Annotated in this window: 15 protein-coding genes and 1 pseudogene; 9 read left to right on the top strand and 7 right to left on the bottom strand. The window is 35.5% G+C overall.

Annotation, left to right across the window (positions count from 1 at the left end; genetic code table 11):
* The first annotated feature begins 243 nt into the window (after nucleotides 1-243).
* Nucleotides 244-819, top strand: coding sequence for a nicotinamide riboside transporter PnuC (gene pnuC / locus NO346_RS10975; RefSeq protein ID WP_256415183.1), 576 nt, complete (start codon nucleotides 244-246; stop codon nucleotides 817-819).
* Between the two features lie 91 nt (nucleotides 820-910).
* On the opposite strand, the gene NO346_RS10970 is transcribed toward pnuC, so the two are convergent.
* Complete coding sequence (locus NO346_RS10970; protein ID WP_256415182.1) at nucleotides 911-2,524, bottom strand: phosphoethanolamine transferase; 1,614 nt, start codon at nucleotides 2,522-2,524, stop codon at nucleotides 911-913.
* Between the two features lie 310 nt (nucleotides 2,525-2,834).
* On the opposite strand from NO346_RS10970, the gene NO346_RS10965 reads away from it, so the two are divergent.
* Together NO346_RS10965 and NO346_RS10960 are read left to right on the top strand one after the other, a co-directional pair.
* Nucleotides 2,835-5,942 (top strand): multidrug efflux RND transporter permease subunit, encoded by a 3,108-nt coding sequence (locus NO346_RS10965; RefSeq protein ID WP_256415181.1) that lies wholly within the window; start codon nucleotides 2,835-2,837, stop codon nucleotides 5,940-5,942.
* Between the two features lie 172 nt (nucleotides 5,943-6,114).
* The gene (locus tag NO346_RS10960; RefSeq protein ID WP_256415180.1) at nucleotides 6,115-6,708 is read left to right on the top strand and encodes a DUF4112 domain-containing protein; all 594 of its coding nucleotides are present in this window, start codon (nucleotides 6,115-6,117) and stop codon (nucleotides 6,706-6,708) included.
* A 57-nt stretch (nucleotides 6,709-6,765) separates the two neighbouring features.
* On the opposite strand, the gene htpX is transcribed toward NO346_RS10960, so the two are convergent.
* Nucleotides 6,766-7,671, bottom strand: a complete 906-nt coding sequence (gene htpX, locus NO346_RS10955; protein WP_004660837.1) for a protease HtpX — start codon at nucleotides 7,669-7,671, stop codon at nucleotides 6,766-6,768.
* 211 nt (nucleotides 7,672-7,882) lie between these two features.
* Nucleotides 7,883-8,743 (bottom strand): lytic transglycosylase domain-containing protein, encoded by an 861-nt coding sequence (locus NO346_RS10950; protein ID WP_256415179.1) that lies wholly within the window; start codon nucleotides 8,741-8,743, stop codon nucleotides 7,883-7,885.
* Between the two features lie 492 nt (nucleotides 8,744-9,235).
* On the opposite strand from NO346_RS10950, the gene ttcA reads away from it, so the two are divergent.
* Nucleotides 9,236-10,141 (top strand): tRNA 2-thiocytidine(32) synthetase TtcA, encoded by a 906-nt coding sequence (ttcA, locus tag NO346_RS10945; protein WP_256415178.1) that lies wholly within the window; start codon nucleotides 9,236-9,238, stop codon nucleotides 10,139-10,141.
* 200 nt (nucleotides 10,142-10,341) lie between these two features.
* Entirely contained in the window at nucleotides 10,342-10,725 is a 384-nt protein-coding gene (locus NO346_RS10940) for an SCP2 sterol-binding domain-containing protein (RefSeq protein WP_004660844.1), read from the top strand.
* Between the two features lie 52 nt (nucleotides 10,726-10,777).
* On the opposite strand, the gene NO346_RS10935 is transcribed toward NO346_RS10940, so the two are convergent.
* The gene (locus tag NO346_RS10935) at nucleotides 10,778-11,887 is read right to left on the bottom strand and encodes a transglycosylase SLT domain-containing protein (protein ID WP_256415177.1); all 1,110 of its coding nucleotides are present in this window, start codon (nucleotides 11,885-11,887) and stop codon (nucleotides 10,778-10,780) included.
* A 367-nt stretch (nucleotides 11,888-12,254) separates the two neighbouring features.
* On the opposite strand from NO346_RS10935, the pseudogene NO346_RS10930 reads away from it, so the two are divergent.
* From NO346_RS10930 to NO346_RS10915, 4 genes and pseudogenes are all read left to right on the top strand, one after another.
* Nucleotides 12,255-12,398, top strand: a pseudogene (locus tag NO346_RS10930) (transcription elongation factor GreB); the annotation flags it as partial.
* A gap of 199 nt (nucleotides 12,399-12,597) precedes the next feature.
* Nucleotides 12,598-13,890 carry a hypothetical protein gene (locus NO346_RS10925; RefSeq protein ID WP_256415176.1) on the top strand — a complete coding sequence of 431 codons (1,293 nt, stop codon included), beginning with the start codon at nucleotides 12,598-12,600 and terminating at the stop codon, nucleotides 13,888-13,890.
* 80 nt (nucleotides 13,891-13,970) lie between these two features.
* Nucleotides 13,971-15,515 carry a site-specific DNA-methyltransferase gene (locus tag NO346_RS10920; protein ID WP_256415175.1) on the top strand — a complete coding sequence of 515 codons (1,545 nt, stop codon included), beginning with the start codon at nucleotides 13,971-13,973 and terminating at the stop codon, nucleotides 15,513-15,515.
* 9 nt (nucleotides 15,516-15,524) lie between these two features.
* Nucleotides 15,525-18,218, top strand: coding sequence for a DEAD/DEAH box helicase (locus NO346_RS10915; protein ID WP_256415174.1), 2,694 nt, complete (start codon nucleotides 15,525-15,527; stop codon nucleotides 18,216-18,218).
* Between the two features lie 76 nt (nucleotides 18,219-18,294).
* On the opposite strand, the gene NO346_RS10910 is transcribed toward NO346_RS10915, so the two are convergent.
* From NO346_RS10910 to NO346_RS10900, 3 genes are read right to left on the bottom strand one after another with little or no spacing between them, the layout of a single operon-like run.
* A complete protein-coding gene (locus NO346_RS10910; RefSeq protein WP_180061297.1) occupies nucleotides 18,295-18,879 on the bottom strand; it encodes a toll/interleukin-1 receptor domain-containing protein in 585 nt (194 codons plus the stop codon).
* 16 nt (nucleotides 18,880-18,895) lie between these two features.
* Nucleotides 18,896-19,492 carry a TIR domain-containing protein gene (locus tag NO346_RS10905; protein ID WP_180061298.1) on the bottom strand — a complete coding sequence of 199 codons (597 nt, stop codon included), beginning with the start codon at nucleotides 19,490-19,492 and terminating at the stop codon, nucleotides 18,896-18,898.
* An 8-nt stretch (nucleotides 19,493-19,500) separates the two neighbouring features.
* Nucleotides 19,501-20,934, bottom strand: a complete 1,434-nt coding sequence (locus NO346_RS10900) for an SIR2 family protein (RefSeq protein WP_256415173.1) — start codon at nucleotides 20,932-20,934, stop codon at nucleotides 19,501-19,503.
* Nucleotides 20,935-21,009 lie beyond the last annotated feature (75 nt).

The raw sequence follows: 21,009 nt of genomic DNA, 5'->3' as shown, positions 1-21,009 counted from the left end.
TGGCGGGAATGCAATCCTTAATGTGAATAAGACGAATGGGTGAAACCTTGTGAATCAACATATGAGAAATTTTAAAATAAGCTTTACATTTTTATAGCATGAGGCTTGAGTGAAAAATAACCTTTGGCGTTAAAGCTTTAAAAATATGGCGAATAGAAGCGCATCAGATCAAGATTTTTTGGCTTGCTTAAATAAAGAATATTTCCATAATGTTGTCATTCGGATTTTCAAAGTAGTTTGCTCTTGTCTTCTTTAGAAATTATTGCCGTTATTATTAGTGTGATCGGTGTTGCGCTCACGATAAAACGAAATATGTGGTGTTGGTGGTTTAATTTTTTGGCATTTATTTTATATGCTTACCTTTTTTTTACCTTTAAATTATACGGCGAAACGATTTTACAATTCTTATTTATGCTGATTAATTTCTATGGTTTTTATTATTGGCTGAAAGGTAAACGCCAAGACCATGAGATTCGGATCGAACCAATTGCAGCCAAAATGGTATTGATGCAAATGTGTTTAGCAGCAATCGGTGGATTATTGTTTGGTTTAACGCTTAAATATTTTACCGATGCTGCTGTACCGTTATTAGATGCCCAACTCGCTGCTTTTAGTTTACTGGCAACCTATTGGACAAGTCGTAAACATATCGCAACTTGGGTACTTTGGGTATTTGTTGATATTGTCTATGTCGGTATGTTTATTTATAAAGAATTATTTTTAACCGCAGGATTGTATGCCGCTTTTGTGTTGTTGGCTGCATATGGTTGGTGGCAATGGGAACAAGTCAAACACAAGCAACTTGCGAATTCGATTTAGATAGGTTTCTATCCAAATCGATAAGCTGCTTCGTTGATTGAGTCAAATTCCTAACAGGATTTAAATGATGGGCATTCTCTAGACTAAATTTTTAAGACTTATTTTGCCAATAAGGCCAATTTACTTCAGGCGTAAAACGATAATCACGATCTAACCAATAAGATTGCGTTGAAGCAGTTTTATTTTTAAGACCCATGATATGCATTAAATTGTTATCAAGTTCTGCTGTATTAAGTATTTTTTCTTTATTGACACCCGTGACTTGCATATTGTCATGCCACATAATCACAGGAACTTGGTATCCCGCTTTTGTATTCGGGCTGTGACCAGCATAGTTAATCTCATGACCAACTTCATTTCCGTGATCTGAAACGACCATAAAAGATCTAAAGTCAGAATTATTATCAGCCTTTAGATCATCTAAAAATCTAGCAAGCAACGAGTCTTCATATAATACTGAATTATCATAATCATTGCGTAGTGAACGAACCCAAGGATCAATATTGCGATTCTTGAGGTCGAGTTCGACAGCATCATTACTGTCTCCAGTAAATTTATTAAACGCTAATGGGTAACGTTGTTGGTAATTTGGATGTGCGCCAATCAAATGAAGAATAATCAGTTTTTTAGGATCCGGATCTGCAAGAGCTTGTTGATAAACGGGAATAAGCTTTTCATCTAATGAATGACTACTTCTTCCTGATCGTGTATTTTTATAAACAGCCGTATCTGCATAAGAACCAAATAATGAAGATAAATAACTATCATCTTGATTGCTTAACCAATAAATCTTATAGCCTGCTGCCCGAGCGTAAGCTAAAACACTTTCTGAAGAATATTGATCATGCGCAGATGCAGGACTTTCAGTCAATAAAACACGTAGCGCATTGATCGTTGAAGGTGACGGTGAAAATGCATTACAAAAGATTTTTAACTCATCAAGTTTTTTTGCTAATTCTGGAGTCGTCTCGCGTTGATAACCACAAACACCTAAATTTAAACTTGTTAAGCTCTCTGAGAGAACTAACACATGTGTTTGTTTCTCATCCTGTTTTTTTGTTAGAGTTAAATTTTGCTTTGCACTGATGTCCCATTGTCGGTGTACATTTTGATGTTGCTTAATTCTATTTTTAAAATCCTGAAGTTTTGTTTGATAGTCTGACCAAAAAATGATGGGATGAACTTTACGTGATGGCTTCATTAAATAGCTTGTTATTGTTAATAAAACAATGAAAACGATACAACTACGATAAATTCGACTCTGCCACATCTGATCAAGATGATGAGCTTTAATCAGTTTGAAAGTAGAAATACTGTAAAGAATAAGCAAGCAAAGTAGACTAAAAATCACACTTAAGATTGTGCTTAAGTGTAGTTGTATGAATTCCCACGTTTCCTGCTGACTGGTATTGGCAATAGCTTCAATAATAAAATAGGCTTCATTATCACTATCAAATAAAAACCACGTACTCGAACGCAGTAGTACATCAAGCCAAGTCGCAAACCACCATAAAACTGTAAATCCATACCAATATTTTTTGTGTGTTTTAATGGCAAGCCAAATTAAACCTACACCTGGCAAAGAAAGAAATCCCAGTCTTAAACCATCAGACAAATTGCCGGCAATACTGAGTAATCCCCCAGTAATTAATGCGGGCAATAGAATTATGAGCAGAATATTAAAATGTTTAAAACTGGCCTTCATATATGCCTAGAAAAATAAGGGAGCAACGGAGAGCGTGCTACTATCGGTTTAAGTGAGTGGAGTGTCAATCTAAAATTAAGAAGTATTTGATTGGATAGTAAATTAAATTTTTAACCTGATTTGTTTTCGATGAAATATGCTGATGATCAATAAAAAATTCATTATTTCTCCGTAATTTTCGCTTTTTGCAATGATATGTTAATAAGGATGGTGTTTCCTTGAAAGCTCGGTAATGATCGTAGATTGAAAGTCCCTCTATTTTCCTATCTTTTTGAAAAAATTGACTGTTTCCACGATGGAATGAGCAGCCATGCTATCTAAATTTTTTATTGAGCGTCCAATTTTCGCAGGTGTGCTTGCCATTATTGTTATGGCATTAGGAATACTGGCAATTCTGAATTTGCCAGTTGAACGTTATCCTGATATTGCTCCACCGAAAATTACAGTATCGACCAACTATAGTGGTGCTGATGCCAAAACAGTTGAACAAAGTGTAACTCAAGTTTTAGAGCAGCAAATCCAAGGGCTTGATCATTTACTGTACTTTAGTTCAAGCAGCGATGCAGCTGGTCGTAGCCGTATTACGATTAGTTTTGAAAATGGCACAAATCCCGATACATCACAGGTTCAAGTACAAAATAAAATTAGTGGCGTGATACGCCGTCTCCCAGATGCGGTACAACGGCAGGGAGTAAATGTCACTAAGTCCTTGGGTGATACCTTTATGGTGATTGGACTGTATGACACTACAGGGCAAGCAAATAATATTGCGTTGTCTGATTATCTATCTACGCATGTCCTTGATAATTTAAATCGGATTGATGGCGTAGGTGAAACAGATGTTTTTGGATCGCAGTATGCAATGCGAATTTGGCTAGATCCAAATAAATTGACTCAATATAATTTAATTCCAAATGATGTCGTTACCGCGATTACTACTCAAAATACACAGGTGGCAGCAGGTGCGATCGGAGATTTGCCTGTTGTTCAAGGTCAATACTTGAATGCAAAAGTAACAGCAGGTTCTCGTTTAAAGACCATTCAAGACTTTGAACAAATTATTGTGAAATCAGATGTATCTGGAAGTTTTGTTCAATTAAAAGATATTGCTCGGATTGAATTAGGGGCAGAAAATTATCAATCATTTAATACGATCAATGGCTACCCAGCTGCAGGTCTTGGTATTTCTTTATCTTCTGGTGCCAACGCAATTCAAACATCTAAACTTATTCATCAGACTTTAGATGAACTCTCTAGCAAGCTTCCAACAGGGTATAAGATCGTTTATCCAAGAGATAATACTCCCTTTGTGCAAGAATCTATTAAAGAGGTAATTAAAACACTTGTCGAAGCAATTGGTTTAGTTATTTTAGTCATGTTTCTTTTTCTTCAAAGTTGGCGTGCGACGCTTATTCCAAGTATTACTGTACCGATCGTGATTTTAGGGACTTTTGCCGTACTTGAATTACTTGGATTTAGTATTAATACCTTAACTCTTTTTGCATTGGTGCTTGCGATTGGTTTGTTGGTTGATGATGCAATTGTTGTGGTGGAAAATGTTGAACGGCTTATGCATGAGCAGCATTTGTCACCCAAACAAGCAGCCGTTGAATCTATGCAAGAAATTAGTGGTGCATTGATTGGAATTACCATGGTGTTAACAGCCGTTTTTATTCCAATGTCATTTTTTGCTGGTTCTATCGGGGTTATCTATCGTCAGTTTTCAATCACTTTGGTTGCTGCGATGGTCTTATCTTTAGTAGTGGCTTTGGTGCTTACACCCGCTTTATGTGCTCTGATTTTAAAGCCAAACCATCAACCTAAGTCATGGGCGATTCGGTTTAATAACGGGATAGACACACTTAAAAATAAGTATTTATCTCTAGTGCAAACCATGCTTCGTTATAAAATCTCTGTATCTGTAATTTTTATTGCATTAATTGCCGTATTTGCTTTGTTCTATAGCAGTCTGCAAAGTAGTTTTTTACCAAAAGAAGACCAAGGGATATTAAGTGTTCAATTTAAATTAGTGGATAGTGCGCCACTTTCAAAAAGTCAGGAGGTCGGTGAGGCAATTCGTCAGTATTTTCTTCAGAATGAAAAAGCAAATGTCAATTTAGTGCTTATTCGTTACGGACGAAATAATTCTGGAACGGGGCAAAATCTTGGACAAGGCTTTGTTTCATTAAATCATTGGGACGACCGTATTGGGAAGAAAAACTCTGCTGAAGCTATTCGCAAGAGAGCACTTAAATATTTTAGCCAATTTCCCGATGCACAGATCAATGTGACGTTGCCTGCTTCGGTAAATGGATTAGGCGCAACAGATGGAATGGATTTATGGATTCAGGATATTAATGGGCAAGGTGAGCAATTCCTCGATCAAAGTTTTAAACAGTTGCAACAGTTGGGACAAAAATATTCAAGTTTTGAAAACTTAGATAAACAATCCACTGATAGTAAAGCTACTTTGAATGTGAAGATTGACCATAAGCAAGCGATGGCAAATGGTTTAAATCTAAATGAAATTAATAGTACTTTGTCGACCGCATGGGGTGGGACATATGTGAATGACTTTATTGACCGTGGTCGAATTAAACAAGTTATTTTACAAGGTGATACACCATTCCGTTCTAAGCCTGAAGACTTATATAGCTGGTCAGTACGCAATAATCAAAATCAAATGGTACCTTTTAGTTCATTTTCAACGACATCATGGGGAGGGACGCCAAGCATTGTGCAACGCTATATGGGATACAGTGCTTTGCAATTACAAGCTAATGTTGTCAGTGGTCAATCTTCAGGCCAAGCCATGAAAGATATTGAACAGTTGGTGGGCCAACAAGAAGGCTTAGGTTTGCTATGGACTGGGCTTTCTTATCAAGAGCAGCAATCGACTAATCAAGCAATTTGGCTATATTTAATTTCTATTGCATTTATTTTTCTATGTTTAGCCGCGTTGTATGAAAGTCTGCGTATTCCTATGGCTGTGATGACCGCAATTCCTTTAGGAATTGGCGGTAGTATTATTTTTGCCCATATTTTTGATTTACCAAATGATGTTTACTTTCAGATTGCTTTACTTACAACAATTGGCTTATCCTGTAAAAATGCAATTTTGATTGTTGAATTTGCAGCGATGGCACAAACACAAGGAAAAAATGCCATTCAAGCAGCACTACAAGGTGCAGGGCTGCGTTTGCGTCCTATTCTAATGACGTCTTTTGCATTTGGCGCGGGAGTCATTCCACTGGTTTTTGCATTTGGAGCAGGGGCTGTAAGCCGTCAGGAAATTGGTATCAGTGTTTTAGGTGGTGTGATATTCGGGACAGTGTTGGTACTGATATTTATTCCATTTATGTTTGTACTGGTTGCCAGTATGTTCCAGCCTAAACATAAACTGGAAACCACTGAATAAGACAATCTTTAAAATTCAGTGCAAATGAATGATCAGGTCTATGAGTTAAGCTCATAGACCTGAATTATTAATTGCTTCAATGATTTTATTCTGAGCTGTAATAATAATTGTACCGACAAAGCCTAAAAACTACTTTATTCTCAAGCATAAACAACGTTTTTAGGTTGAGTGAATGACTGCTCCAACAAAACAAAAAAAATTAACTCAGCAGCAAGCGATTGCTGTTGAACGTGATTTAGCAAAATTTGCCAATACCATGGACAGTTTGGTTCGAATTCCTTTTACCAAACAGGGAGTCGGAGCAGATGCTGCATTGAGTACCATGCCGTTTGCGGGCGATATCGCAGGTTTTGTTTTAACACTATATGCTTTTAAAAAAGCCAGAGAAGTGGGTGTACCACAGCATAAATTGAAGGGTGTGGTCAAACTGGCGATTATGGATATGTTGGTGGGTTTTGTACCGATTGTCGGTACCTTATTTGATGTATTTATTCGTCCAAGTCGCAAGACACTGGAAATCGTTCATGACCATATCCGTGAGAAATATCAAGTGCATAGTGATATTCATGTGGTGCATCCATTCTTGCATGAATCCCTAGAACAAAAGCAGAAAACTTCAGCTTTCTGGCGTAATCCGATCGTAAGTTGGATTTGGTTACGTATCCCAGATTTATTGGGTATTGCAGTACTCATTTTATTGGCTGTTACAGTTTGGGCAGGTTTTAGTTATCTGTGGCAGTTTTATCAATCTTTCCAATCACACTAGATTTTAAGCAAAAATAAAGCCTCCATAACGGAGGCTTTATCATTTATCTGATACTGATTATTGAACATTTAATTGCTGTAAAGCGGCAACACGTTGTTCAATGGTTGGGTGAGTTTGGAATAAAGCCGCTAAGCTAAAGCCTTGTTCCTTACCTTCCGCAATTGCAAATGCTTTCATTTCTTTTGGCATTTGATCTGGCATTTCTGACTCTGCCTGTAAACGAAGTAGAGCAGAAATCATTGCTTGTTTGCCTGCTAAACGTGCACCAGCTTCGTCTGCGCGATATTCACGTTGACGAGAGAACCACATTACAATCGCAGAGGCCAAAATACCGAATACGATGTCGAGTACAATCGTAATAGCAAAATAAGCAAGACCAGGTGCTTCACCATCTTCACGACCGAACACATTACGGTCAATAAAGTCACCTGCAATACGTGCAAAGAACATCACAAAGGCGTTCACTACACCTTGAATCAATGCAAGAGTCACCATATCGCCGTTGGCAACGTGACCGATTTCGTGCGCAAGTACAGCACGAAGTTCATCTTTGTTCATACGCTCAAGTAAGCCTGTCGAAACAGAGACTAAAGCATCATTTTTATTCCAACCTGTCGCAAATGCATTGGACTGGTAAGAAGGGAAAATACCAACTTCAGGCATTTTAATACCTGCACGTTGAGAAAGTTGTGCCACTTCTTGTAGTAACCAAGCTTCTGCTTGACTACGAGGAGCATTTGGGTCAATTAATTCAGTTCCAGTGGTTTTTTTCGCCATCCACTTCGACATGAATAAGGAAATTAAAGAACCCACCATACCAAAGACAAAACAGACGACTAAAAGGTTGCCTAGATTCAAGCCACCCGCGCCATGGTAACTACCGACACCGAAGAGTGACAAGATAATGCCAGCTACAACCAGTACCGCGAGGTTGGTCAGCAAGAACAAACCAATCCGCATCATTGAGAAAATCCTCTTATAAATAAAAACTGATCTGATTTATAAATTATAAATCATAACGCTAATATGCAGGGCGAACCCTAAAAATTCAAGCAAAAAATGAGCGTAGATACATTAAGCTAATAAAACAATAGAAGTGTTTTAAGAAGGGGAAAACGACTAATTTATTTGAAAAAAAATAAAATCATGATGTGAGAATAAGTGATTTCTTTGTTTAATCACTTACTCGGATTCGTGCAGATGCAGTTGCATTGGCTGTGGTATATGTGCCTGGTGCATCTGTAAAAGTACCATCGGCCAATGTGATAATTTGACGACTATATTGTTTAGGTGCGGACACAGCTTCTGAATTTGAAGATGTATAATTTGCCGATTGAGCAATCACTTGAGTATTTGCATTATTAGAACTCGAAGTTGAACTTAGACTTGATGAATAGAGATTTTGAAAACGACTTGTGACACGACGGACATAATCTTGTGTTTCACGAAATGGCGGTATTCCACCATATTTATCAATATTACCTTCACCAGCATTATAAGCAGCAATAGCAAGTTGCGTATTGCCATTAAAACGTTTTAACAACCAACTTAGATATCTCGCACCACCAAAAATATTTTGTTGAGGGTCGTAAGCATTACTCACGTTAAAACGCCGTGCAGTTGCAGGCATCAGTTGCATTAATCCTTGAGCACCGACAGGGGATCGCGCATTAATATTAAAACCTGACTCAGTATGCATAACGGCTTTAATAAGACCTTCTGAAACGCCATGCTGTTGCGCTGCTTGACGGATCATCTGATCAAAAGCATTTTTATTACGACTATAACTTGGTAGAACAGAGGCTTCACTTGCGCCCCAGTTACTATAGCTGTGAATATTGCTATCAGGATAATAGGTCGCTTTAATCACTTTTAGGTGATTGTATTCAGCTTTCTTTTTATTGGTAAGTAAAGTTGTACCATTATCATCTTTAAATTGATAAATGGTTTGACCAGCATAACTAGATACTGTCGTATTTAAAAAACCGATTGTCCCCAAAAAAAGAACGAAAATATATTTTGTTTTGTCCATCATTATAATATTCACAAAAGATGAGCATGGAGTTGTTCACAGTAGTGTAACAAAAAAAAGCATAAAAAAAACTTTAGCTACAATTTTTTTATTTCCGCTCTCTTACAAAAAGCAAGTCGTTTTGTGCGAATGTTCAGCAAAAAAATTAAATTATTTTTTTTAAAATCTAAGTCTTGACATATTTAAATCATTGTTTTTATTAACTAAAAAACACTGATTAAAAAATGATCAATTTGATTGTAAGCCTTGTTCTCACATAAAAATACTTTGTCAATAGCGAAGAAATCCACAATTTTATCCACAGCTTTTGTGGAAAACTGTGGAAAAGTTTGAAATATAAGCAATCCAGACCGTTTTGACATAATTTGGTCAGAATTTTACCAGTATGAAACTGAAATATGACGATTGCACGAAATTGAAAAATTCTTTAGGTGCGCATCTTTTCGGAATCGGATAAAATCTTGCGGTATTTTTGTTTATGAGTAAATCACGTCTATGTACGCGCCAGTGGAGTCCAACCAAGGATTTAATTTTAAGCCTGAGCTTCCGACGAGTTCGGCATATTATCGCCTGTTGAAAAAGCTTCGTCGTCAAGTAGGGCATGCAATTCGTGATTACAACATGATCGAAGATGGCGACAAGGTCATGGTCTGTGTGTCTGGTGGTAAAGACAGTTACACGTTGCTTGATATTTTATTGCAGTTTAAACGTATCGCGCCGATTAACTTTGATATTGTGGCGGTGAATCTTGATCAAAAACAACCTGGGTTCCCTGAAGATGTTTTACCACGTTATATGGAAGAAAATAACATTCCATATTACATTCTTGAAAAAGACACTTATACGATTACTAAACGCCTAACGCCTGAAGGTAAAACCTACTGTGCGGTATGTTCACGCCTACGCCGTGGTTCGTTATATGGCTTCGCACAAGAAATCGGTGCAACCAAAGTTGCATTAGGTCATCATCGCGATGACATTATGGCGACTTTCTTTTTAAATTTATTCCATGGCGGTAGCTTAAAGGCAATGCCACCAAAACTTCTTTCTTCAGATAAAAAGAATATCTTGATTCGTCCTTTGGCTTATGTCGAAGAAAAAGACATTATTAAATATGCTGATCTACGAAAGTTCCCAATCATTCCATGTAACTTATGTGGTTCACAAGAAAACTTACAACGTGCAATTATTAATGACATGCTACGTGAATGGGATAAACAACATCCAAAACGTTTACATAGCATCTTTGGTGCCTTACAGAATGTATCGCCTTCACAATTGGCTGACCGTGAATTGTTTGATTTCGAAGCCTTAGATGGGCAACGTGAATTTGATATGAAAGACCCTGAACAGATGAAAAATCGTCTTGATGTGGTGAACTTGAGTTTTGCTGCTGAATAAAATGTAAAACTTTTTGAAAAGGCACTTATTTAAGTGTCTTTTTTTTTATAAAAAAGAGCTAAAAAGTGAATTCTTCGTACAAAAAGCCATAGCCTAAAATAAAAATTACGTGCTATAACAGTGCACAAGCAAATTGCTTCATTTAATGTTGTCTGGATAGATGACACAAGAAATTGAACAAATATATTTGAGGAATAATCATGGCTGCATTTTTAACTGATGATTGGTTTGCAACTGTTGAAAAACTTACTGCTGAAGCGGGTGATTTAAATTTACCACCAGCACTTGCGAATTTAGCGATTAACTTAGTTGTAACAGATGCAGCTGGTAATACCGAATTGGCTTTAGATGCTGGTAAAATCCAAAAAGGTTTGTCTGCAAATGCTAAAACAACTTTAAATATGGATGCTGAAACATTACGTAAAGTATTCTTAGAGTTTGATATGGCTGCTGCGATGCAAGCGTTTATGACTGGTAAAATCAAAGTACAAGGCGATATGTCTCAACTTATGGCTTTACAAACGGCGAAGCCAAGCCAAGAACAAAAAGATTTATTCAAGAAAGTACTTGAGCAAACTGCTTAAGTCCTTTTCTCATAAAAAAGCTTACCTCTCGGTAAGCTTTTTTATTTTCAACTTAGACATCAATACGACTGTTGGTCTTTAAATGTTCTAAGTAAGTTCGAATACGTGTCACGTATTGAACTGCTTGTTTATATCGACCATTTCGCGCTTGGTTACGCTGTAAATAATCATATAAATTTACCCATTGATTTGGGTTTTTCCCTTGGGTTTTGATTCGGTTTTGAATCTGATTGACTGCACCTGGTCCCATGTTATAGGCGACCAAAGCATACCAATTACGGTCTGGATAAGGGACATTCGAAAATTGATCTAGCATCAGATCAAAATATTTCGCACCACCTTGAATACTTTGTATTGGATCAGATCGATTGCTCACACCCATTGCTTGAGCAGTGCTATTAGTCAACATCATCAAACCGCGTACACCAGTGGGAGAAACCGATGTGGGTTTAAGATAAGATTCTTGATAGCCAATAGCAGCGAGCAAATGCCAATCTAAATTATACTTAGACGCACTTTGTTTAAAGCTTGCTTTATAAATTGGCAAACGCTGATTCAGGTCTTTTTGAATCGTAGACCATGCTTCAGGTTTAACCACATTGCGATTATAAAAGGAAGCTAGTTGTTGGGTTGTACCAAGCTGTTTGCTTTGACAAACAAATCCACTTGCAGTGAGCGTTAACGGATCATCAGCTTGCTTAAGTACCCAATTGAGTTGAGGATTCAATCCATTTTTACTTAAAGTAGCTTGATCACCACAACTTGCAGAAAAAGAGACAAGTTGTTTACTTTCAATGGCTGCTAAATTTGCAGTTGTCATAGCAAGATTAGCTTTACCTTGAGCAATCCATTTTAACGCAGTTGCATTATCAGGAACCGTTTTAAAATCGAGTTTGACATTTAAACTCTGTGCATAATTTCGTGCTAAATCATAGCCAAAACCATGCAAAAATTCGCCGTCTTTAAAAACTGTGGTTGGATTTTCAACTGCAACCACGGTTAAAACTTTTGTCGTTACGACTGTGTTGTATTGATGAGATTTCTCAGCATTCAAGCTATTAAAAGGAAGGATTGCGAATCCTAAAGCTAAAGCTTGAAATGGACGTTTAGAAGATAAAGAGTTAAGGCTAGGCCTAGACCCAGAACTTGAATTACTGTGCATGTTGTCTCCGCTACAGATAATTTATGCCCTAAAAGCTCAGAAAAAAAACTTCGCTTTTTAAAGTTGATAAATTCGATAAGGGGTGGGCAAGTCATGAACGTCATTCAAAATGACATTGGGTTGATCGGATATTTAATAAATGTTTCACAACATTTACAAAATGTATAAAAAGTAAACAAAAACTAACTTAGGGGCGCATATTAAGGGTCAAAAAACTGATTGTCAAATTTTGTACAGTAAAAAAAAGAGAAATACATCACAACCGTCTGATTTGAAAAAGAATAAAATTTATACACTTTGGTGATGATCAAATAAGGAATACAATGCTAAATCTTGTAAATGGATTGTTGTTGTAGCGTTTTTAAATATGAAATCGAACCTGATCACACGTAATGGACATGACTTGCTGGTTGCTGAATTAAAAAAACTATGGCATGACGAACGTCCAGAAATCACCAAAAAGGTAAACTGGGCCGCAAGTTTGGGAGATCGTTCAGAAAATGCAGATTATAATAAATAACCCTATTCTATGTACTATTTTAAATAAAGATATTTAAAAACATCTTGTTGCATATAGTATATATACTTTTTGACTATACTATATGAACTGAGCACTTACCATATTGTTGATAATTTGTACAAATCGATTGTTTGTATACTTATGGTCATGTTAATCAAAGTCTTATCATTTGAAAGTAGGGTATAAAATAATGAGCGAAGGACAATATGAACTTGTGATGAATCCAGAGTATGATGATTTCAATTTAGAACTATTAAAAGATTATTGGGAGTCTGTTGACATTGAAAAGCAACAGTTTACGTATACTGCAAAAGTGTTATGGCAAAAATATGATATTAAATCGACTGCAAAATTAGAAAGAATAGTCAAACATAGTGGGCATTTAAAATACACGGGATTAAAAGACTGCAAAAAATGTTATTTCGATTATGAAATTTATATCCGTAAAGATATGGATTTTAAGCGTTGGAATTCTTATAAAAAAAAATTGGTTTGTCATGAGTGTCGTAGAGTTTCTGTACAAAGTTACATGAATAAATATCTCAATGAATTTAAATTATGTATCCCCATAGCATCAGATGCTCCGTATAATCCTCCGACACAACAACTAAGTTATTTAGAAAAAATCGTTCTTTATACGATGATCAGCAAGATTAAAATTGGCTCAGATAATATCTTACCTCAGCATGAATGGCATTCATTTATTGAACTAGAAGCGAATGGTACTGGTGATCTTGTCAAAAAAATATTTGAAAAAGGCTATCTTTTTAAAACAGATGAATTTGATGAGTTTATACAAGAACAAGCTAATTTGCGCCAGCTACATTCAGATTATAAACAATATTTTAATGAAGATATGGTGCATGAAATTCAAACTTACTTAGCTTTAAATTTTAGGACGGACATAAATCTTGTAATTCCTGAATGCTATGATTCCCTAGAGCAATGGACTTTAGGGTTATTTCAGGAAATTGTGGAGTCAAAAATTTATGTACAGGATATCAAGGATATTGAAAAGTATATAAAAAATAAAAGATTAAAAGAAATATATGAATTAGTAGGCTTTATATGTGACTATCGTAAAGTGCCTTATGAAAAAGATTCAGCCTTGGAATTTGAGCTTATGCGTATGCTTAACAGTTTCAATCTGAGATATATTTTTTCAATACTAGCATATCAAGCTAAAGAAGCATCGGCTGAGTTGTACAAAATTGAACATCAAGGCGATAGTAATTATAAATTTAGGAAAAATCATGTATTTAGATACAAATTAGCGAGTTATCTAACACATCTATTGCAAAAAAAACAGAATCCAAAATTCGATAGAGATCTTCCGATAGACTGGACCTATTCTGAATTGGAAAATTTTATTTCAGCTCAAATTATTGGTAATTATGAACATTGGGAAGTTTACACGCCTGATGAAATTTTAGCGTTATGGGTTGAATCTGTTGGAATGCAAAACGACGAAGAAAATATTTGAAAAATATTGCCTCAATTGCCCATCGATTGAGGCATTTTTGATAAGATTAAGTCAATTTTTATCTTATATTCAGTGATGTTATGCCTTTACTTGATTGGGTCAATCGAAACCAAGCTGAAGAAACTGCAACTCAAGTGCCATATCACCTTTTAAAATTCGAAAAATCATATGGTGATGTCGAACAAGCAAAAGAAAACCTGATTATTCAAGGTGATAATTTACAGGCATTGAAAGCCTTGTTACCACTTTATGGTGGTCGGGTGAAATGTATTTTTATTGATCCACCATACAATACACAAACCGCTTTTGAGCATTATGACGATAAGTTAGAGCATGCCCAATGGCTTTCGATGATGTATCCACGCTTACAACTATTAAAAGAGCTTTTGACTGAAGATGGTTCGATTTGGATTACACTTGATGATAATGAAGCTCATTATTTAAAAGTTTTATGTGATGAGATTTTTGGTCGTAAAAATTTTGTAGCAAATATAGTTTGGCAGAAAAGATATTCTAGAGAAAATCGCGAAGCAATCGGTGACGCACATGATCATTTGCTTGTCTATGCAAAAAATATAATGAGCTTTAAGCAAGTTCGAAATCTCGTTCCAATGAATGAAACACAAGCAAAAGTATATAAAAATCCAAATAATGATCCAAAAGGTAGATGGCGTGGTATTCCAATGACGGCTCAAGCTGGTCATGCTACACCTGAACAATTTTATGAAGTTGTAAGTCCATCTGGAAAGACATTTACACCTCCTGAAGGGCGTTGTTGGGGGGTTTCAAGAGCTACATTCGATAGATTATTAGAAGAGGGACGAATATATTTTGGTAAAAATAGTGATTCTCAGCCAAATATTATTCGTTATTTATCTGAGGTTAAGGGTGTAGTTCCATGGACTTGGTGGAATCATGATGACCATGGTCATACTGATGAAGCAAAAAAAGAGAGCCAATTTTTATTTGGAAAGGATGAAACTTTTTCTAGCCCTAAACCAGAACGATTGATGGAAAAAGTTATTCATATTGCATCAAATCAAGGTGATATTGTTCTTGACTCTTTCCTTGGTTCGGCAACAACTGTAGCTGTAGCCCACAAGATGGGAAGACGTTATATCGGTATCGAAATGGGTGAGCATGCAAAAACCCATGTGATCCCACGTCTTGAAAAAGTCATTGACGGTGAACAAGGTGGTATTTCTCAAACTGTGAATTGGCAAGGCGGTGGTGGATTCAGTTTTTATACTCTAGGTAATCCAGTATTTGATGATAATGGCTTTTTAAATGCTGATGTGAAGTTTAAAGATCTTGCCAGTTATGTATGGTGGCTCGAAACCAAATCTGCATTAAACCAAACTGAAAACTTTGATAATCCATTCTTAGGTATTCATGAAGGTACAGCCTACTATTTGCTGTATAACGGCATTTTAGGTGATAGACGACCAAATGGTGGAAATGTCCTTACGTCATCCGTATTGAATTATTTGAATGAATGTCATGCTCATGATGGTAAACGAATCGTAATTGGCGAAGCCTCTCGTTTAAGCCCTGCTCGATTGGAATCATTAAATATCGAGTTTAAACAAATTCCATATTCACTTTATGGCAATAAGGCTAAGTAAGGATTACTCATGTCACTTCAATTAAAAAATTATCAAAATCAGTCTTTACAAGCTTTAGAGCAGTTTTTTACTTTGGCTGCATCATTTGGGGCAGAAAGAGCTTTTAAGCAGTGTGTGAGCGAAAACATTCAGTATAACGACCGTTTAGAAGGCATTCCAAGCGTATGTCTGCGTGTTCCCACAGGCGGTGGTAAAACCTTACTAGCATCACATAGTATTCCTATTGCTGCTCGAAATTATGTAAATACGGATACGCCTATTGTCTTGTGGCTCGTTCCGACGGATATGATTCGTCAACAGACACTTGCAGCTTTGGCAGATGTAACACATCCCTATAGACAAGCTTTGCAAAGCTACTATGGTGATAAATTAAAAATTTGTGATATTGAAAGTTTACAGACATTAAATAAACATGATGTTAATCAGTCTTGTATTGTGATTGTGACCACGATTCAGATTTTTAATATTGACAAAGATAAGACATTTCAACGTAATGCTTATGCTTTTGATGAGTCTTTAAGTGAACATTTTACAGGGCTAACAGATTTTCAGACTCAAAATATGGATAGAGTTACGGCTGATACATTGCAATATCAACCATTCTTGACTGAAAAAGATATTGGCCGTGTAAAGCATTCGTTGGTGAATTTCTTTAATCTGCACCGACCAATTATCATTGTCGATGAAGCACATAAAAACCGTGGTGGTAAGACCTTCTTTCCTACCCTAAAGCGATTAAACCCTAGTTGCTTAGTTGAGCTAACAGCGACACCTAAAGATAATAACGTGCTTTATTCAGTATCAGCTGCGGAACTCAAAGTCGCTGAAATGATCAAGCTCCCAGTTGTACTTACTGAACATCCACATAGTTGGCAAGATTGTATTCGTGATGCACTTATTCAACGTAAAAAATTAGAGTTAATTGCTCAAAAAGAAAACGAATATATTCGCCCTATTTTATTGATCCAAGCTCAAGATAAAAATGGTGAAGCTAACGTAGACGCTGTAAGACAACATTTATTAAGTGAATATGAAAATATAACTGAAGACTGGATTGCGATCTCTACAGGGCAAACTAAAGAGCTTGAAGATGAAAATCTGTTTAGCCCTACTAGTAAGGTGAAGATAGTCATCACTGTAGAAGCTTTAAAAGAAGGTTGGGATTGTTCTTTCGCATATGTATTGGCAAGTTTGCAGAACATCAACTCAGCAACTGATGTTGAGCAGTTATTAGGACGTGTCTTGCGTATGCCTTACGCAAAACTACGTCAAAATGATGAACTCAACAAAGCATATGCACACGTTGTCTCAAGTTCAATCGCTCAAGCCACCATGCTTCTTAAAGATCGTATGGTGCAGAATATGGGCTTCGATAAGTGGGAAGCTGAAGCCTCGATTGTGGCAAATCCACAACCTGAATTGGATCTAGGTACTACAGGTACAGGTCAAGGGACTACTCAACCAAAGACTCCTGAAGTCATGGTCTCTATTCCATTTGTTGTTACACCTGAACTTATTCCTACTAATTTACAACCAGCGATTCAAACGAGAGAAAATAGCCAAGGTACGTCCTTGATTATTCATAAAGGGACGACTGATGAAGAGTTTGATCAAATTGAAAAAGCTGTAATTGAAAAAGCCACTCCGAAACAAAAAACTCAAATACAAGAAGTTTTCAAGGAAGCTCGTGCGGAGCGACAAGCTTATCAAGCACCAGAAAACTGGAATGCTACTTTCGCATTCATTCCACAATTAGGATTATTTGTTGATGGTGAATGGCAAGTTGCAGACAAAGAAACTATTGAAGATTCGGTTGAATGGAATCTATTAGATTATCCAGTTCAATTGGAAGGGTTTAATATACGTGAAACGGTGAATAGCTTTGCGATTGATCTAAATCTTGAAGAAGAGCAATTGAGTTATGAATTACTCAATAGCCAACAGATCCAATTTGATGATATGCCAACACCAATCACCGAAAATGATTTGTTGAATTGGTTAGATCGGAAAACAAGAAGAGCAGGATTAACGCAAATTCAGCTTAGAGCGTATTTAACCAAGCTCATTAGTCACTTGTTGAATGAGCGTAGATTTACACTGACGCAACTACATCGTGCTCAATTCCAATTGTCACTGGCTGTTTCTCGTGAGCTTGACCGACTCTTTGAACTTGCTCGTAAACAAGCATTCCAAAGTGATTTATTTGCAGAGTTGAAAGTAGCAGAAGAATTAAAATTAGAAAATAGTTTTGAGTTTAAACGTGGGATATATCCAGTTAGAAAGCCTTATCGAGGTAGCTATAAGTTTAAAAAGCATTTCTATGCTCAGATTGATGATTTAAAAGAAAAGACTGAATCAGGAAAGATTTCTGAAGAGTTTAAATGTGCTCAGCTTTTGGACATGCATCCTAAAGTAAAATATTGGGTGCGTAATATTCCTAAGCAACCACATACTTCCTTCTGGTTACCAACAGAAAAAGACTATTTCTACCCAGATTTCATTGCTGAATTAGTTGATGGTTCGATATTTGTGTTGGAATACAAAGGGGGACATCTAGATACAGCTGATGATGCACGAATTAAAAATGCTATTGGTAAGCAATGGGCTAAAGATAGTAATGGAAAACGACTATTCTTAATGGCTAAAAATCAGGATGAAGTTGGACGTAGTTTGGAAGAGCAGATAAACTCAATTCTAAATTAATACACTTGATTTGAAACTAAAGCTAATTCAAAAGCCACATTACACATAATCTTTGTTTAATGTGGCATCATCATAATTAAAAATTTGCCCAATTAGGATTGCCAGTAGTAAATTTTTTTAAAGTAGACCATCTCGTAGAACCATCAAAAATGAAAATATCAGGTATTCCACTTGTATAGCTACTCTTATTTACTACTGGGTAAATTCCAAGATATTCTTGTCCATTAAAAATACTATTAGAACTATCTAAAATAGGCAATATAGCTATTCTTTCTGGTTTTATACCATCAAAATAACCTAGTTCCCATGGCATCCATTTCGAATTGCTCGAATTTGATGTTGCCAAATATAGTAGTGATGTTGATTGTCGCATGCGATATTTTAGAGTTTGTGCAGTAGCTCTATTAATATTTTCTCTAGATAATTGTTTATCAGTGATCCAGTCAACATAAACACTATAACCTAAATTTTCAAGTATACTTACTACACCTAAAACTAATTCAGAATCTTGAGATGAGTGTGATAAAAAAATATCAAAATCAGTTTTAGCATTTTTTTGTCTGATATTTTCATTCAATATTTTTTCAAATGATAAAAAATTAGAATTTCTTTGCTTTGTACGAGCAGCTTCTCGTGCTTCTTGTTTCGTAAAATATGCCATATCAGTTATCGCTTTACTATAATATCCAATTTTTAAAATTTATATAACCATTGTCTGAAATCCAATCATATGTACTGATAAATGCACTGAGACTTATACATTTACCTCTATTTGAATATGCATATTGGCTTGAGAAATATTGATTTTTAAAAAAACGGCAATTATCTATTTCTTCCCAATATTGCCATTGAGATGAAAGAGAGTTTCTAGTTATAAAAGCATATGAAGAACCATCCTCACTAAAATATACACCAGTATAATCAAAAGGATTTTCACCGTTATTTTTTATTAATCCATCTTTGCCTTTAACACGATTAATATGTATACCAATGATTTTATTTCTTTTATATATACTTCTAAATATCTCATAAATTACCCATTTTCTAGCATAAGTTTCACTTCCAATTAAAACACAGGTAACAGATGTTCCATCTAGATTGCTGTTAATTAAACGTTTTAAGGCTAATGGACTGGTTTTTTTTGCATCTTCCCAAATAGACTTATCAAAATATCCAGCTTGCCTTCCTTTAACAGTATCATGGTTCCTGACTACATTAGCTCTAAAGCCTATTACATCTTCATAGTGGAAACTAAAAAATACATTTTTTGCCATTCTATTTCTCACAACTCCAAATCTTTTAATACATCTAATATTTTTTCAATTAGTTGCTCAGGTTTATGCACTTGCTCATTTAATGATTTTAATTTTTCAATAAATTCAAGTGATTTTTTTGGGTAATAATCGTTAATCTTATTCATTATCTCTTGGTAATACTCAGATGCTTTATATCCACTACAACCAATGGGAATTAGTTTCAATCCTAACTCTTTAGCAATTTTAAACTCTTCATCCATACCATTAGCTAGCTCGATTTTATTGTTAACTAATTTGTTCCCCATAAAAAATAAGCAAATGCCAGACCGACCAATCAAATCATATCGCCATTTTGTCCAGATAGAAGATCTTTCTATTGGGTCTGGTACATATTGTGGAAAGGGCTTCATTATTATTTGATCATCAATTTTTCCATATTGATTAGAGTAGATTTCTTTTATTCCTCCACTTATAAATGCATTCCCAATACCTAAACCAAGACCTGAAACTATTTTAAATTTTTTACTAATAAGTATCTCACCTAATCTGCTCAGAAAATCTTCAGTTTCATCTTTTGTCCATTGACCATATTCATGAGCACTACCTGATAAAAATATAGACTTACTTTTATATTGATTAGTTATTTCTCTTAATATTTTATTTAAGTCTAGCCATTCTTTAATCAAGATGACTTTAATATTAAATCTTTTAAGATCTTTGCTTAAAAGTTCTTGTTTGACCTTGTTAAAATTGTACTCTTCTATAGTTTTGTAATCTTTCTCTGCTACTTCCTTAAAGATACAAAAGTGTTGTCTTTGTCTATCTTCAAAACTAATTCTGATTCTACTTAAAACATAATCAAGATTAGGGTCTGTAAAACTAAATCCTAGGAATAGAAAAGTTTTTGAAACTAAGTGTCCTGATAGGGCAGTGACAAATGGAGCATGCTTTATAGAATATGACTCATATTGATCTTTGGTAAGGATTGCTTCATGGGCTAAACTTATATCCCCATGCATTTTATAAACTATGGCTGAACGCCCCTTTTTAGTTATTGCTAAATGATCATTGGTGAATTTGACATCAGGTAATTTACCTTCATTTTTTAATGATTCTTCTATAAGCGTGTCATAGTTAGTTGTCCAGAAATTAGTTATAGGCAATTTTGCTAAAATTTTATGATTATCAGTAGGCGATTTTTCGATACCAATTTCATTGATTAGTTTATTGGCAAGGCGTTGTCTGCCATTTTCATTAATGTAATATTGTGCAAGAGATACTAAATCATGCTCTTGATTTATATCTATTTTGATTTCTTTAGCTAATGGGGTTAAAAGCTGTTTCCAATTGACATGTCCCGCTCCTACAGAAAGGCCAGCACCAGCAAATACGGCAACATTATCTTCTTGTAATTCCTCAACAATTCTATTTATTAGCATTGTTTGATCATCGGTAAACACAATACATCCCCTTAAAACTTTATAATCAATTAATTATAAAGTTTTAGTGGGTTTAAAATTTTAAATTTCAAGTAT

The organism is Acinetobacter sp. 5862, assembly GCF_024494585.1.
In the GTDB taxonomy this organism is placed as follows: Bacteria; Pseudomonadota; Gammaproteobacteria; order Pseudomonadales; family Moraxellaceae; genus Acinetobacter.
The sequence above is the reverse complement of the archived record's forward strand: the minus strand, read 5'-3'. Positions and strand labels throughout refer to the sequence as shown.

What these genes read in the sequence shown, in the direction of transcription:
- NO346_RS10970 (WP_256415182.1), bottom strand. Translation starts at nt 2,524, where the DNA reads ATGAAGGCCAGTTTTAAACATTTTAATATTCTGCTCATAATTCTATTG.
- NO346_RS10965 (WP_256415181.1), top strand. Translation starts at nt 2,835, where the DNA reads ATGCTATCTAAATTTTTTATTGAGCGTCCAATTTTCGCAGGTGTGCTT.
- NO346_RS10960 (WP_256415180.1), top strand. Translation starts at nt 6,115, where the DNA reads ATGACTGCTCCAACAAAACAAAAAAAATTAACTCAGCAGCAAGCGATT.
- htpX (WP_004660837.1), bottom strand. Translation starts at nt 7,671, where the DNA reads ATGATGCGGATTGGTTTGTTCTTGCTGACCAACCTCGCGGTACTGGTT.
- NO346_RS10950 (WP_256415179.1), bottom strand. Translation starts at nt 8,743, where the DNA reads ATGATGGACAAAACAAAATATATTTTCGTTCTTTTTTTGGGGACAATC.
- ttcA (WP_256415178.1), top strand. Translation starts at nt 9,236, where the DNA reads ATGTACGCGCCAGTGGAGTCCAACCAAGGATTTAATTTTAAGCCTGAG.
- NO346_RS10940 (WP_004660844.1), top strand. Translation starts at nt 10,342, where the DNA reads ATGGCTGCATTTTTAACTGATGATTGGTTTGCAACTGTTGAAAAACTT.
- NO346_RS10935 (WP_256415177.1), bottom strand. Translation starts at nt 11,887, where the DNA reads ATGCACAGTAATTCAAGTTCTGGGTCTAGGCCTAGCCTTAACTCTTTA.
- NO346_RS10925 (WP_256415176.1), top strand. Translation starts at nt 12,598, where the DNA reads ATGAGCGAAGGACAATATGAACTTGTGATGAATCCAGAGTATGATGAT.
- NO346_RS10920 (WP_256415175.1), top strand. Translation starts at nt 13,971, where the DNA reads ATGCCTTTACTTGATTGGGTCAATCGAAACCAAGCTGAAGAAACTGCA.
- NO346_RS10915 (WP_256415174.1), top strand. Translation starts at nt 15,525, where the DNA reads ATGTCACTTCAATTAAAAAATTATCAAAATCAGTCTTTACAAGCTTTA.
- NO346_RS10910 (WP_180061297.1), bottom strand. Translation starts at nt 18,879, where the DNA reads ATGGCATATTTTACGAAACAAGAAGCACGAGAAGCTGCTCGTACAAAG.
- NO346_RS10905 (WP_180061298.1), bottom strand. Translation starts at nt 19,492, where the DNA reads ATGGCAAAAAATGTATTTTTTAGTTTCCACTATGAAGATGTAATAGGC.